Source organism: Skermanella sp. TT6 (genome assembly GCF_016653635.2).
In the GTDB taxonomy this organism is placed as follows: Bacteria; Pseudomonadota; Alphaproteobacteria; order Azospirillales; family Azospirillaceae; genus Skermanella; species Skermanella cutis.
This window is the reverse complement of record NZ_CP067422.1, coordinates 306,764-319,621: the sequence shown is the minus strand read 5'-3', so window position 1 is coordinate 319,621 and position 12,858 is coordinate 306,764. Positions and strand designations below refer to the sequence as shown.

Sequence of the window (12,858 nt, the reverse complement as noted above, 5' to 3'; positions counted from 1 at the left end):
GGCGGCCGACCGTTCAGCCGTCCCGGAGGGACTCGATCGCGCCGATCAGGTGGTGGGGCAGGATCGGCTTCATCAGGACGCCGTCGGGGTCCATGGCGCTGATCCGCAGGCGGGTCGCCACCTCGTTCGATCCGGTCAGGAAGATCACCTTGCAGGGGTGCTGCCGGCGGATCCGTTCCGCGGCCTCGATCCCGTCCATCCCGGTGCCGAGGCGCACGTCCATCAGCACGACGGTGGGGCGCTGCCGCAGGGCCATGTCGACCGCGGCCGGGCCGCTCCGCGCGACGCACAGGTTGCAGAATCCCGCATCCTCCAGGGTCATACGGATGCCGAGGCGGACCAGGTTGTCGTCGTCCACGATCAGGATGGGGTCGTCGCTTTTCAGCATGACAGCCCCTCCGGGCAGGGAAAATTGACAGAGACGATGGTCCCGTGATCCTGCTCGACCGCGATCTCGCCGCCGAGCTGGTCGACCAGTTCCGCGATGATCTGCTGTCCGATCTTGGCCGGGGGCGCTCCCGGGAGCATGGCCGGCGGCAGGCCGATGCCGTTGTCCGCGACGACCAGCCGGGCCATCCCGTTTCCCCTGCCGGTCAGCGAGACGGCGACGTGGCCCTTGCGGCCGGTCGGGAAAGCGTGCCGGAAGGCGTTGGTCACCAGTTCGTTGACCAGCAGTCCCAGGGAAATCGCGAAGTCGATGGTGATGGCATTGCTCCGCGGCTCGACCTTGACGCTCATCGTTATGTCGGGCCGGCCCGCCGCATAGGGGGCGGCCAGCGAGTGGCACAGGTCGCGCAGGAATTCGCCCTGGTCGATCGTCTCCAGGTCTTCCGACTGCATGAGCTTCTGGTGGACGAGGCCCAGGCAATAGACCCGGTGGCGCAGGTCGCCCAGGCTTTCGGAGATCGCCGGGGTCTGCCGTCCCTGGAGCGCCAGCAGGGTATCGACGACCTGGAGGTTGTTCTTGACCCGGTGATAGACCTCCCGCAGCAGGGTCTCCTTCTCGTTCAGCAGCCGCTGCAGCCGCTGCTCCGCCTGCTGCTGCTCGCGGACCTTCTGCCGCAGGGCCAGGGTGGCCGAGCGGGCCTCGATCTCGGTCATGACGAGGTCTGCGAAATCCTTCAGGATGCCCCGCTGCACGTCGCTGAACTCGGGGTGCGGCGCGCGGTCGATCACGCACAGGGTGCCGAGCACGTAGCCCTCGGGCGTGACCAGCGGAGCGCCCGCGTAGAACCTGATCCCGGGATGCTCGACCACCAGCGGATTGGCGGCGAAGCGGTCGTCCGCCGCGGCGTCCGGCACGACGAGCGGCTCCCTGGCGAGGATCGCGTGCGAACAGAAGGCTATCTCGCGCCGGGTCCAGCGGGCGTCGAAGCCGTGCCGGGACTTGAACCACTGCCGGGTTTCGTCGATCAGGGAGATCAGCGAGACCGGCATGCCCAGCACCGTCGCCGCCAGCCGGGTGATGCGGTCGAAAGCCTGCTCCGGCACCGTATCGAGCAGGTCATAACGTTTCAGCGCGACGAGCCGCTGCGGCTCGTCCGACGGTAACGGCGCTGTGCCGACGCTCCCCTGCGAGGCGCTCAGGGACGGAGACCCTCGTTCGCCCATCTGCCCATCCGTGCCCTATGGTTGCCGTCCGTCCGGATATCCAGCCGGTACTGCTCTGGCGAGCGGCAGATGCTTGTCGGCTGGCCGCTCCGAGCGCGGCGCGCAACTTCGGACCGGCATTCCCGGACTACCGTCCGGCGTCGTTCGGTCCGATCACGTTCAGGTCCGGAAAGCCCACCAGAGATTGACGTATTACTAAATCAGGGGGACTTCATCGTAATCTCAGCGGTACATCTCTCTCCAGTACAGGGGAAGTTCAGTGCCGGTTCCGGAAAGTTCTATCCCTCTGCCGAAAGAGTCTGAAGAAATTAAAAATACATGCTTGGAAACAAGTGATCCGTCAGCCTAAAACCTTTGGAGAGATGAAAAGTTCAGCGAGAAACTTTCAATCGCGCCAAGGATGGGAAAGATGCTTTTGCCGTGCCGGATCCGGGCAGGACTGGTTCCTGGGGAAAAGGGCGGATACCGCCTCCGGACTTGAAACCGGCGGCCGGCAACCGAGCATCGAGGACTGACAATGCGCCAAGCGATACCCGAACCGTCGATCGACGATCTTCTCGATGATCCGATCCTCCGCACCCTGCTGGCCCGGGATGGCCTGAGGGTCGAGGACGTCAGGAGCTTCCTTGAAGAAATGAAACGGAAACTCGTCCCCCGCCGATCCGGCGAACGACTCCTTTCCGGGACCCGCCAAGGCGGCCAGGCGCTGCCTTCCGAAAGATCCTGATCATCCTCATCCAGGGCAGATCTAGTTGACTTCCCGCGCTGAAGCAGGTGCAGGCACGTGCCGGGCCCGGACGGTCCCGGCGGAGGTGCCGCGTTCGTCCCGGACACCGCCGGGGATATGGCTCTCCCTGCGTCGGGAGCGCTGCCGATGACGGTCGGGGCAGGAGGGAAATTTCCGGCCTTCGTCCTGGGTATGATCAGGTATCCCCTGCTTGTGGTCGACCGGGACGGCAGGGTGGAGGCGGCGAGCCGCGCCGCGGGCGATCTGTTCGACGCGCCGCCGGAGACCGTCCAGGGACGGCACCTGCGCGAGATGGGCGGCGGTGCCGCCCTCCTTCAGGACGCCGTGGCGTCCGCCGTAGGGTCGGAGCAGCCGGTCGAGCTGGTGATCCGGATCCGGGACCGCCGCTTCGACATCGTGGTCGAACCCTTGCGCGCGGACGCCGGCGGCGTGTCCGGGGCCTTGATCCACGCCACCGAGGATCACGGCCCTCCCACGGACGGCGACATGCTGTCCCTGGTGCTCGACCAACTGCCCTGCGCCGTCTACTGGAAGGACAGACGTTCCAGGTATCTCGGCGGCAACCGGCTGTTCGCCGAGGTCGTCGGGCTCGGCTCGCCGCGCGCCGTTCCGGGCATCACCGACGACGACATCATGGCGTCCCTGGACGCGGAAATCGTCCGCCGGGAAGACGAGCAGGTCATGCGGACCGGCGAGAGCCTCGTCAGCATCGAGCAGGAGCTCGAGCTGTCCGTGGGCGGCAGGAGCATCGAGAAGCTCAAGGTGCCGCTCCGCGCCGCGGACGGGGGGATCATCGGTATCCTGTGCATCGCCCAGGACGTCACCCAGCGGAAGAAGGCCGAGCAGAAGCTGATCACCGACAAGCTCGCCGCCGAGCAGGCGAGCCGCGCGAAGACGAGCTTCCTGGCCGCCGCGAGCCATGACCTGCGCCAGCCGATCCAGGCGCTCGCCCTGTTCGCCAAGCTGCTGGAAAAGCGGGTGACCGAACAGGCGTCCAAGAACCTCGTCGGCCTGATCCAGCAGTCGGCGAGGTCGCTGTCCGACCTGCTGGAGGCGGTGATCCACCTGTCCCGGCTGGAAGCGGGAGAGGTCGAGCCGAACATCGGGCCGACCCTGCTGGGCGAGCTGGTCGAGCGGCTGGTCGGGGAGTTCAGCCACCAGGCGGTCGGGAAGGGCCTGGATTTCCGCGCCGTCAACACGGACATGGAGGTGCAGAGCGACCCGCTGCTTCTGGAAAGGATCCTGCGCAACCTGATCTCCAACGCCATCCGCTACACGGAACGGGGGCGCGTCCTGGTCGGGTGCCGGCGCCGGGGCGACAGGGTCAGCATCGAGGTCTGGGACACCGGGATCGGCATCCCCAAGGACCAGTTCGGCGAGATATTCCGCGAGTTCCACCGCAGCCGGAGCAAGAACCACAAGGCGGTGGACGGCTTCGGCATCGGCCTGGCGGTCGTGGACCGGCTGACCAACCTGCTGGGGCACCGCATCGAGGTCTCGTCGGTCCCGGGGAAGGGGTCGGTCTTCCGGATCCAGGCCGAAGCGGCCTCCGCGTGCCTTTTCCATAAAAGCCCTGTTGAGATGTCGCCAATCCAGGGGAAACACACCGATGCGTAAATCCATGCTGACCATCGCGGCGATCCTGCTCGGGACCCAACCGCTCACCGCCCAGGAGCCCTCCAAGGTCGTCCGGCAGGAGGGATGGGCGTCATAGCTCCAGTCGGCGGTCCGGTAGGCCGGCGGCGGAACCCGGCCGGGCACATGGGCCTTTTCGCCATCCTGCGCCGGGTCGCGCTGGCCGCGGGCGTCATGGCTGCGGCGGTGCCGTCGCACGCCGCGGCCCAGCAGGACCACCGCTACGCCGCATACCGGGAGCCTGGGTCCGGCACCGTCCTGACCTATCCCGCGTCCGTCTTCACCAGGGCGGACGACGGGACCGGCCGGTTCGCGAAGTTCGTGTCCGCCGACCTCCGGTCCACCTTCTACGTCGTCGGCCGGGAGAACGATCCAGGGCAAGGCATCGCCGAGCTGTCCGCGGCGGCGGAGTCGGCGCTGGCGGAAGAGAAGGCCCTGATCACCTATCGGCGCCGCAAGGAGGACTGGTTCGTCCTGTCCGGATACATAGGCGACAACATCTTCTACCGCAAGACCGTGCTGGCCCGGCGGGGGCGGACGGTGGGCACCTTCCAGATCAATTTTCCGAAGGACCAGAAGCCCTTCTATTACGGGATCGTCGAACGCATGTCGTGGTCGTTCAAGCCGCGGTGACGCCGCCGGTCAGACGACCAGCGGCGCGTTCTCCACGCCGGCGGTGCCGAAGACGGCGCGGTAGCGGGCGATCTCCTCCGGCGGCCCGGATGCCTTGAGATAATTGTCGCTCAGCTTGACGGCCGGGCGGCCGTTGGCGGCGGTGATCTTGCAGACCAGGGAGATCGGGTCCAGGTCGTCCCGCCCCGACGGGTGGCAGCCGCGGAAATCGTTGGTCAGCAGGGTGCCCCAACCGTAGCCGTCGCGGACCTTGCCCCGGAACCGCTCGTGCAGCGCCAGGATCTGTCCGACGTCGAGCCCGTCCGAAAACAGGATGCGCTTGTCGCACGGATCGCAGCCATGGTCCGTCCACCAGGCGATCGCCTCCTCCGCCGCGACGAAGGGATCCTTGCTGTCGATCCGGATGCCGGTCCATTTCTTGGCCCAGTCCGGCGCGTCCCGCAGGAACTGCGTGGAGCCGTAGGTGTCCGGCAGCATCACCAGCAACGCCCCGGCATAGGTCTGCTGCCAGCGCTCCAGCACCGTGTACTGCGACTGCTTCAGCTCGGCGTCGTCCAGGGCCAGGGTGGCCAGCACCATGGGCAGCTCGTGGGCGTTGGTGCCGATCGCCTCGAAGCCGTGCTTGTGGGCGAAGAAGGCGTTCGACGTGCCGGTGAAGGCGGCACCCAACTCCTCCGCGGCGGCCAGGATCGCCCATTCCTGCCAGAGATGGCTGTGGCGCCGCCGGGTCCCGAAGTCGGAGATCCTCAGCCCGTCCGCGCCGCGCAGCCGGTCCAGCTTGGCCCACAGCTTCGTCTTGGCATGGGCGTAGAGCTTGTCCAGCTCGTACTTGCTCAACCGGTTCAGCCCCGTGCGGGCGCCTCGGTCCCGCGACCGGCGCCCGCGGTTGCGCAGCTCGTTGACGATCGTCAGCGCGTAGATCTCCCACAGGGTCACGTCCACCCAGGGGCCGGAGAAGGTCAGCTCGTACTGCCCAGCCTTCGTCTCGAACTGGTATTCCGGCAGCCGGTAGCCGCGCAGGTACTCGATGAAGTCGGGTTCGAACAGGTCGCGCCGGCCGTACAGCTTGTTGCCGGCCAGCCAGACCGTCTCGCTTTCGGTGAAGCGCAGCGACCGGGCGTGGTCCAGCTGGTCGCGGAGTTCAGCCTCGTCGATGATGTCGGCCAGCCGGACGCCGCGCGACCGGTTGATCAGGGAGAAGGTCACGGGGATCCGCGGGTACCATTTCCAGACGAACTGGAGCATCAGGAGCTTGTACACGTCCGTGTCCAGCAGCGAGCGGATGACGGGATCGATGTTGAAGCTCTGGTTGTACGCCCTCGCGGCGAAGTCGATCATGTCGATGCTCCCGGTTCCAGCGGCCGTCCCCTCGTTTCCAGGTCGATCCGGCCGACCGCCACCGCCGCCACCAGCAGGAGCACCGCGAACAGCCCGATCGCCGCCTCGAATCCGGCCCCGACGACCAGGGCGACCGCGGAGGGGGCCAGCAACCCGCCGAAGCGGGCCATGGCGCCGGCCATGCCCATGCCGGTCGCCCGCAGCTCGGTCGGGTAGAGCTCCGGCGTATAGGCGTAGAGGGCGCCCCAGGTGCCCAGCAGGGCGAAGCTCATGGCGAGCAGCGCCGCCGCGATCAGCAGCGGGTGGCCGGCGATGATGAAGGTCAGGCAGCCCGCCGCGCTGGCCACCAGGAACAGGATCAGCGTGGGCCGCCGGCCGATGGTCTCCAGGCCGACCGCCGCCAGGGCGTATCCCGGAACCTGGGCCAGGGCAAGCAGCACCAGGAAGCCGTAGCCGCGCACGAAGCCGTAGCCCTCCGTGACCAGCCGGCTCGGCAGCCAGACGAAGACCCCGTAATAGGCCGCCGAGACGAACAGCCACGTCGTCAGGATCAGCAGGCTGCGCCGGCGCAACGCCCCGGAGAACAGCTCCGACATGCGGGAGTGCCGCCGTTCCACCGCGGTCAGGCCGCCCCGGACCGGCTCGGCGCCGTTCGCGCGCGCGATCCGGTCCAGCACGGCGCGGGCCGGCTCCGGCCCGCCTTCCCGCAGCAGGTAATGGGGCGACTCCGGCAGCCACAGCCGCAGCCAGAAGCCGACGGCGGCGGGCAGGGCGGTCAGGACGAACAGCCAGCGCCAGGCGTCCGGTCCGGCCCACAGGCTGGCGCCCCAGGCCGCAAGCGCCACCATGATCGTGCCGATCGCCCAGAAGCCCTCGAGTGCCACCAGCCAGCGGCCGCGCCGCTCGGGCGGCAGGAACTCCGCCATCATGGCGTAGTCCACCGGCAGGGTGCCGCCGACTCCGATGCCGGTCAGCAGGCGCAGGACCAGCAGCATCTCGAAGCTGGTGGAGAAGGCGGAGGCCAGCCCGAACACCGCGTCGATCAGGACGGTGACGACCAGCACGTTCCGGCGCCCGATCCGGTCGGCCAGCCGGCCGAATCCCCAAGCCCCGATCAGCATGCCGAGGAACAGGGCCGTCCCGGCCTGTACCGCTTCCGGTATGGAGAGCCCGAATCCGGCCGCCAGCGACGGGGCGGCGAAACCGATCGCCAGGACCTGCATGGCGTCCGCCGCCCAGACCAGGCCGAAGATCGCCAGCAGGCGGCGGTGGAAAGGCCCGGTGCCTATCCGGCTTAACGCTTCATCGACCGTAACGGCGGTCATCGCACTCCTTTCGCGGATTCCCCTTTCGGCAACAGGGATCGAGCATCCCTGTTCCTGATCCGAAAGGCGATGTTTATCATGTATATGATCGGAGATGCGCGGGCATCGGGCCCGTCCGCGATTCCGGTCCGAAACCGATCGCGTCGCGCGGTGTTGGATGCCGGCGGCCAGGTACTCTGCTGGCGGCTTCGTTCAGGCTTCAGGGGAGTTCTCAGTTTGAGCACGGGATTGATCGCACTAATAGACGATGTCGTCGGACTGGCGAAGGTCGCCGCCGCGTCGCTGGACGATGCCGCCGCGCAGGCCACGCGGGCGGGAGCCAAGGCGGCCGGCGTGGTGGTGGATGATGCCGCGGTCACGCCGCGCTACGTGGTCGGCCTCGCGGCGGAGCGGGAACTTCCCATCGTCGGCCGGATCGCGATGGGCTCGTTGAAGAACAAGCTTCTCTACCTGCTGCCGGCGGCGCTCTTCCTCAGCCTGGTGGCGCCCTGGGCGATCATGCCGCTGCTGATGGTCGGGGGTGCCTTCCTGTGCTACGAGGGGGCCGAAAAGCTCCACCATGCCCTGTTGCCCCACGGGCCGGGGCACGGCGAGGACGGCGTGGTTCCGGCCGGGACCCCCGCCGACATCGAGGAGGAGAGGGTCCGCGGCGCCATCCAGACCGACCTGATCCTGTCGGCCGAGATCATGGCGATCACCCTGTCCACGGTCGCGGCCGCCACCTCCTCCTTCTGGACCCAGGCGCTGGTCCTGGCGATCGTCGGCACCGGCATCACCTTGGTCGTCTACGGGGCGGTGGCGCTGATCGTGAAGGCGGACGACGCCGGCGTGTCGCTGGCCCATAACGACAGCCCGGTCTCCAGCATCCTGGGGCTGCGCGCCGGCAGCAACCCGCCGGGCGGCGCCGACCGCGCGCTCCGTCCCGTGACGAAGGCGGTCGGGCGCGGCCTCGTCATCGGCATGCCCTACTTCCTCAAGGCGCTCAGCATCATCGGGACCGCGGCCATGCTCTGGGTCGGCGGCGGCATCATCATCCACGGGCTGGAGGAGTTCGGGTTCACGGCGATCGGGCACGCGGTCCACGATTTCGCGGCGGCGGCCGGCCATGCCGTCCCCGCGGTCTCGGCGGTGCTCGAATGGCTCGTGGCCGCCGCGGCGGCGGGGCTGCTGGGGGTCGCCGTGGGCGCGGTGCTGATCCCCCTGGTCCACAACGTCGCCATGCCGGCCGTGGCGAAGCTGAGGGGTTAGCCGAACTGCGGCAGGACCCGCTCGCCGAAGGCGTCGACGAAGGCTTCCTGGTCCGTCCCGACATTGTGCAGGTCGATGCCGGCGAAGCCGATCTCGGCGTATTCGGCGAGCCACCCGGCCAGCCGGCCCAGGTCGGAGGAGACGTGGATGGCGTCCCGGCAATCCTCCGGCCGGACGAAGCGGGCGGCGGCCTCGAACTCCGCCGGGGTCCGCAGGTCCCAGTTGACGCTGCCGCCCAGGATGTTGAAGCGCCACTGCTCGTGGGCCTGGCGCAGGGCTTCCTCCTCGCTCCGCGCCCAGCAGAGATCCATCTTGAAATAGATCGGCTTGCCGCCGCCGCCGCCGCGCCGGAACGCCTCGACCACCTTGCGCACGGACTCGGGTCCGCGCCCCACGGTCAGCAGGCCGTCGGCCCAGCCTCCCAGCCATTCTGCCGTGGCCTCGCTGACCGCGCCGCCGACCAGCCTGGTCTCCCGCCGCGGGAGGGAATAGAGCTTCGCCTCCGAGACCGTGATCCGCCCGCGGCGCGTCACCTCCTCGCCGCGCAGAAGCGCCCGCATCACCTCGGCGCCTTCCCTCAGCCGCTCGTTCCGCTCGGCCTTCTCGGGCCACTCGCCGCCGGTGATGTGCTCGTTCACCAGCTCGCCGCTGCCGACCGCGATCCAGGGCAGGCGGTCGGGGAACATCTCCCCCAGCGTCGCGACGGCCTGGGCCAGCACGGCGGGATGGTAGCGCCAGCCGCCGGGCACGGTGATCAGCCCGAAGGGCAGGGACGTCGCCTGCATGGCGGCGCCCAGCCAGGACCAGACGAATCCGGAATGCCCCTGCGAGGGTGCCCAGGGGTGATAGTGGTCCGATGAGAAGACGCCCCCGAACCCGGCGGCCTCGGCCCGGCGGACGAGGTCCACCAGCCGGCTCGGGGGGAACTGCTCGTGGGAGGCGTGGTAGGTCAGCAAGGGCATGGTTCGACGTCTTCCGGCCATTCGATCCGTCGGGTTGACCGGATCCGCTCCAGCCCAACAATCCGGATGCCCCGATGTCGCCGGGACCTCGGCCTGAGTAACCGATGATAAAAAGGCGCCATCGTTCTGGAATTTGCCGAATGATGATCAGGCTTGATTTGCCGATCCCCGGTGCGGACCGGATGAATTTTCGATGACGACGGTAACGGGCGTCGAAGCCGCGATGTTGGGAAGCCGCCAACAGTAACAGGAGGGTTCCAATGCGAAATCCGATCGCTCGCCTCGGCGCCGTCGCGCTGATCGCCGGCCTTGCCGTTTCCGCCGTGCCGGCGCAGGCCCGGCAGCAGGGTCCGACCTGCCGTTCCATGATCGACGATGCCCGTCAGGTCCTCGCATCGGGGACGGCGGTCCGGGACGGGGGCAAGGGTCCCAGCAGCCAGACCGCCGAGGAGCCGGAACCGGTCACCGCCGAGGAGCGCCGCGACGTGCAGGAACTGATCGCGGAAGCGGAAGGCCATGCCGGCCGGGGCGAAGAAGGGCTCTGCGCCAGCGCCATGCAGCGGGCGCAGAGCGTGCTTTTCGTGATGGAACAGCCGGGAGGAACGGCGGGCGGGGACGCCGCGCGCCGTTAGCCCCGGCGGTCCCGGTTCCCCGCCGGTCCCGCATCATCCAGGTCAGGGGATCATCCCGGTCAGGGGATCATCCCGGTGAAGACATAGGCCTGGAGGACGGTGATCACGCCGATGATCGCGACGAAGAACAGGCTGTGCTTGAGCGTGAAGCGGAACAGGTCCGCTTCGCGCCCGACCAGCCCGACCGCGGCGCAGGCCACGGCGATCGACTGCGGCGAGATCATCTTGCCGGTGACGCCGCCGGTGGTGTTGGCAGTGACCATCAGGATCTCGGACAGCCCGAGCTGCTGCGCCGTGGTCGCCTGGAGCGCTCCGAACAGGGCGTTGGACGAGGTGTCCGACCCGGTCAGGAACACCCCCAGCCAGCCCAGCACCGGCGAGAAGAACGGGAAGGCGTCGCCGGTCCCGGCCAGCAGCAGGGCCAGCGTCGAGGACAGGCCCGAATAGTTGGCGATGAAGGCGAACGCCAGCACCATGCCGATCGAGTAGATCGGGCGGCGCAGCTCCATCAGCGTCTCGCCGAAGGTGGCGACGGCCGCCGCCGGCCGCATCCGCAGGAACAGGATGGAGATCAGCGCCGTCAGCAGGATCGCGGTGCCGGTCGCGGAGATCAGGTCCAGCTTGTAGACGGCGTCGTAGGGCTTGGGAGAGGTGACGATCGGGGCGACCTTGGTGACCAGCTTGTCCAGCCCCTCGATCGGGAAATAGAACACGGTGGAGGCGAGGGCGCCGGCCTTGGCGAAGGCCGCCTTGAACGGGGCGAGGCTCCAGATCGTCACGATCACGGTCAGGACGAGGAAGGGCGACCACGCCTTGACCACCTGGCCGGTGGTGTATGTCGCGGCGGCGGCATAAGCGGCGTAGTCCGAAGCTGGCGTGACCGCGGCCCCGACGGCGCGCGGGACGGGGGCGCGGGGAACGGGGACGCCGGCCTCCCGGTCGGAGAAGCGGAAGATGCGCTTCGGCTTCCACACCTTCAGGAACAGGGTCAGGCTGACCAGGCTGATCAGGGCGGAGGTGATGTCCGGCAGCTCCGGCCCGATGAAGTTGGAGGTGAAATAGACGCCGAAGGCGAAGGTCGAACCGGCGACCAGCACGGCCGGCCATGTCTCCCGCACGCCGCGGACGCCGTCCATGATGAAGACGATCCAGAACGGCACGAAGACGGCGAGCAGCGGCAGCTGCCGGCCGGCCATCTGGCCGATCTTGAAGGCTTCCAGCCCCGTCACCTGGCCGGCGACGATCATCGGGATGCCCATGGCGCCGAAGGCGACCGGGGCGGTGTTGGCGATCAGGCACAGGCCGGCGGCGTAGAGCGGGTTGAAGCCCAGGCCGACCAGCAGCGCCGCGGTGATCGCGACCGGCGCGCCGAAGCCGGCGGCCCCTTCCAGGAAGGCGCCGAAGGAGAAGCCGACCAGCAGCATCTGGAGGCGCTGGTCCTCGGTGATCGACACGACCGACGCGCGGATGATGTCGAACTGGCCGGTCTTGACCGTCACCTTGTAGAGGAAGACGGCGGTCAGGATGATCCAGGCGATCGGCCACAGGCCGTAGACGAAGCCGTACCCGGCGGAGGCCAGCGCCTGCCCGACCGGCATGCGGTAGAACAGGATCGCCACGGCCAGGGCGAGGGCGACGGTGATGGTCGCCGCGACATGGCCCTTCATCCGCAGGACGGCCAGGGCCACGAAGAAGAACACGATGGGAAGCGCCGCGACCAGCGCTGAGACCCACAGGTTGCCTGCGGGGTCATAGACTTGCATCCAGGGCTGCATGATGTTTCCACTCTAGAATGCCGCACCCGGGCCTTTCGGGGGCGCGTCGCGGCGGATTGCGGTTTATTTTCTGTCAGCCTGACCTGTTATGGTAAAATTAATATACCGGCTGCGGGTGTGGTGGATAAAACACCGGCCGGCGGCTTGTACATGGAAAAATGCGTTTCAAGGGTGTCGCGGATGTCGCAGGCGTTGAACCGCCGCCGCCCCGTTCGGTATCATCGGGACATGACCGACACATCCGACCGGACCGAACCTGAGGACGCCGCGGCTGCCGATCCGCTGACCCGGCTGCTCCAATGCCATCCGGAGACCGCCTTCGACTACCTGGAGTTCCGCCGGATGATGGCCGGGCCGTCGGCCGCCTTCGCGGCGGAGCGGGCCACGCCGGAGGATATCGAGCGGCTGCGCGCCTGCCTGACCGCCATGGAGGAGGCCCACGGCCTGGACGACCCCACGCGGGAGGCGGCGGCCGACGCGGAGTTCCACCTCGCCATATACGAGGCGGCGCACAACCGGGTGATGGTCGGGATCATGCGGCAGTTCATCCGCATGATGAGCGAGAACGTGTTCTACGACCGCACCAGCCTGTATCTGCGCCGCGGCGTCCGGGACAGCTTCCTGCGCCAGCACCAGGCGATCTTCCACGCCATCGCCGCCGGCAACCCGGAGGCGGCGCGCGCCACCGCCGACGCCCACATCGCCTCGACCACCGAGGCCCTGCGCGAGGCCCAGCGGGCGGACGCGCGGCTAGAGGTCGCACTGCGCCGCCAGCAGGGCGTGAACCTCGTGACCAGCAAAGGGAAATAGCCGGTTCCGGCCGGTGCCGAGTTTCTGGCAAAAACATTTTACCGCTTTACGCCCACGGTAAGTTCGCGTATCCATTCCTGGAGCGGCCCGGAGGAGACGGCCGCATGACGGAGGAACGCCGGAAACCGCCGGGTCGCGCGC

Annotated in this window: 11 protein-coding genes; 5 read left to right on the top strand and 6 right to left on the bottom strand. The window is 68.3% G+C overall.

The annotated features are described in order from the left end of the window. Positions 1-13: 13 nt before the first annotated feature. On the bottom strand, positions 14-388 hold the full coding sequence (locus IGS68_RS32890; protein WP_201082992.1) for a response regulator: 375 nt from the start codon (positions 386-388) through the stop codon (positions 14-16). Next, a complete protein-coding gene (locus IGS68_RS32885) occupies positions 382-1,611 on the bottom strand; it encodes a sensor histidine kinase (RefSeq protein WP_201082990.1) in 1,230 nt (409 codons plus the stop codon). Before IGS68_RS32885 ends, IGS68_RS32890 begins: the two co-directional genes overlap by 7 nt. Positions 1,612-2,485: 874 nt before the next feature. On the opposite strand from IGS68_RS32885, the gene IGS68_RS32880 reads away from it, so the two are divergent. Together IGS68_RS32880 and IGS68_RS32875 are read left to right on the top strand one after the other, a co-directional pair. Continuing rightward, a complete protein-coding gene (locus tag IGS68_RS32880; RefSeq protein ID WP_201082988.1) occupies positions 2,486-3,976 on the top strand; it encodes a PAS domain-containing sensor histidine kinase in 1,491 nt (496 codons plus the stop codon). A 144-nt stretch (positions 3,977-4,120) separates the two neighbouring features. Further along, positions 4,121-4,627, top strand: coding sequence for a hypothetical protein (locus tag IGS68_RS32875; protein ID WP_201082986.1), 507 nt, complete (start codon positions 4,121-4,123; stop codon positions 4,625-4,627). Between the two features lie 9 nt (positions 4,628-4,636). On the opposite strand, the gene pncB is transcribed toward IGS68_RS32875, so the two are convergent. Then, positions 4,637-5,965, bottom strand: coding sequence for a nicotinate phosphoribosyltransferase (gene pncB, locus IGS68_RS32870; RefSeq protein ID WP_371821979.1), 1,329 nt, complete (start codon positions 5,963-5,965; stop codon positions 4,637-4,639). Beyond that, entirely contained in the window at positions 5,962-7,290 is a 1,329-nt protein-coding gene (locus tag IGS68_RS32865; protein WP_201082984.1) for an MFS transporter, read from the bottom strand. Before IGS68_RS32865 ends, pncB begins: the two co-directional genes overlap by 4 nt. A 216-nt stretch (positions 7,291-7,506) precedes the next feature. On the opposite strand from IGS68_RS32865, the gene IGS68_RS32860 reads away from it, so the two are divergent. After that, on the top strand, positions 7,507-8,538 hold the full coding sequence (locus IGS68_RS32860) for a DUF808 domain-containing protein (protein ID WP_201082982.1): 1,032 nt from the start codon (positions 7,507-7,509) through the stop codon (positions 8,536-8,538). Here the strand turns inward: IGS68_RS32860 and IGS68_RS32855 are convergent. Continuing rightward, positions 8,535-9,500, bottom strand: coding sequence for a TIGR03885 family FMN-dependent LLM class oxidoreductase (locus IGS68_RS32855; protein ID WP_201082980.1), 966 nt, complete (start codon positions 9,498-9,500; stop codon positions 8,535-8,537). The genes IGS68_RS32860 and IGS68_RS32855 overlap by 4 nt on opposite strands. A gap of 260 nt (positions 9,501-9,760) precedes the next feature. Here IGS68_RS32855 and IGS68_RS32850 point away from each other — a divergent pair, with 260 nt between their 5' ends. Then, positions 9,761-10,132 carry a hypothetical protein gene (locus IGS68_RS32850; protein ID WP_201082979.1) on the top strand — a complete coding sequence of 124 codons (372 nt, stop codon included), beginning with the start codon at positions 9,761-9,763 and terminating at the stop codon, positions 10,130-10,132. A gap of 59 nt (positions 10,133-10,191) precedes the next feature. Here the strand turns inward: IGS68_RS32850 and lldP are convergent, their stop codons facing one another. Further along, positions 10,192-11,907 carry an L-lactate permease gene (gene lldP / locus IGS68_RS32845; protein WP_201082978.1) on the bottom strand — a complete coding sequence of 572 codons (1,716 nt, stop codon included), beginning with the start codon at positions 11,905-11,907 and terminating at the stop codon, positions 10,192-10,194. Positions 11,908-12,135: 228 nt separating this feature from the next. On the opposite strand from lldP, the gene IGS68_RS32840 reads away from it, so the two are divergent. Beyond that, entirely contained in the window at positions 12,136-12,717 is a 582-nt protein-coding gene (locus tag IGS68_RS32840) for an FCD domain-containing protein (protein ID WP_201082977.1), read from the top strand. Positions 12,718-12,858 lie beyond the last annotated feature (141 nt).

Excerpts from the sequence above, each read along its gene's own strand:
- IGS68_RS32890 (WP_201082992.1), bottom strand. The coding sequence starts at position 388 with ATGCTGAAAAGCGACGACCCCATCCTGATCGTGGACGACGACAACCTG.
- IGS68_RS32885 (WP_201082990.1), bottom strand. The coding sequence starts at position 1,611 with ATGGGCGAACGAGGGTCTCCGTCCCTGAGCGCCTCGCAGGGGAGCGTC.
- IGS68_RS32880 (WP_201082988.1), top strand. The coding sequence starts at position 2,486 with ATGACGGTCGGGGCAGGAGGGAAATTTCCGGCCTTCGTCCTGGGTATG.
- IGS68_RS32875 (WP_201082986.1), top strand. The coding sequence starts at position 4,121 with ATGGGCCTTTTCGCCATCCTGCGCCGGGTCGCGCTGGCCGCGGGCGTC.
- pncB (WP_371821979.1), bottom strand. The coding sequence starts at position 5,965 with ATGATCGACTTCGCCGCGAGGGCGTACAACCAGAGCTTCAACATCGAT.
- IGS68_RS32865 (WP_201082984.1), bottom strand. The coding sequence starts at position 7,290 with ATGACCGCCGTTACGGTCGATGAAGCGTTAAGCCGGATAGGCACCGGG.
- IGS68_RS32855 (WP_201082980.1), bottom strand. The coding sequence starts at position 9,500 with ATGCCCTTGCTGACCTACCACGCCTCCCACGAGCAGTTCCCCCCGAGC.
- IGS68_RS32850 (WP_201082979.1), top strand. The coding sequence starts at position 9,761 with ATGCGAAATCCGATCGCTCGCCTCGGCGCCGTCGCGCTGATCGCCGGC.
- lldP (WP_201082978.1), bottom strand. The coding sequence starts at position 11,907 with ATGCAGCCCTGGATGCAAGTCTATGACCCCGCAGGCAACCTGTGGGTC.
- IGS68_RS32840 (WP_201082977.1), top strand. The coding sequence starts at position 12,136 with ATGACCGACACATCCGACCGGACCGAACCTGAGGACGCCGCGGCTGCC.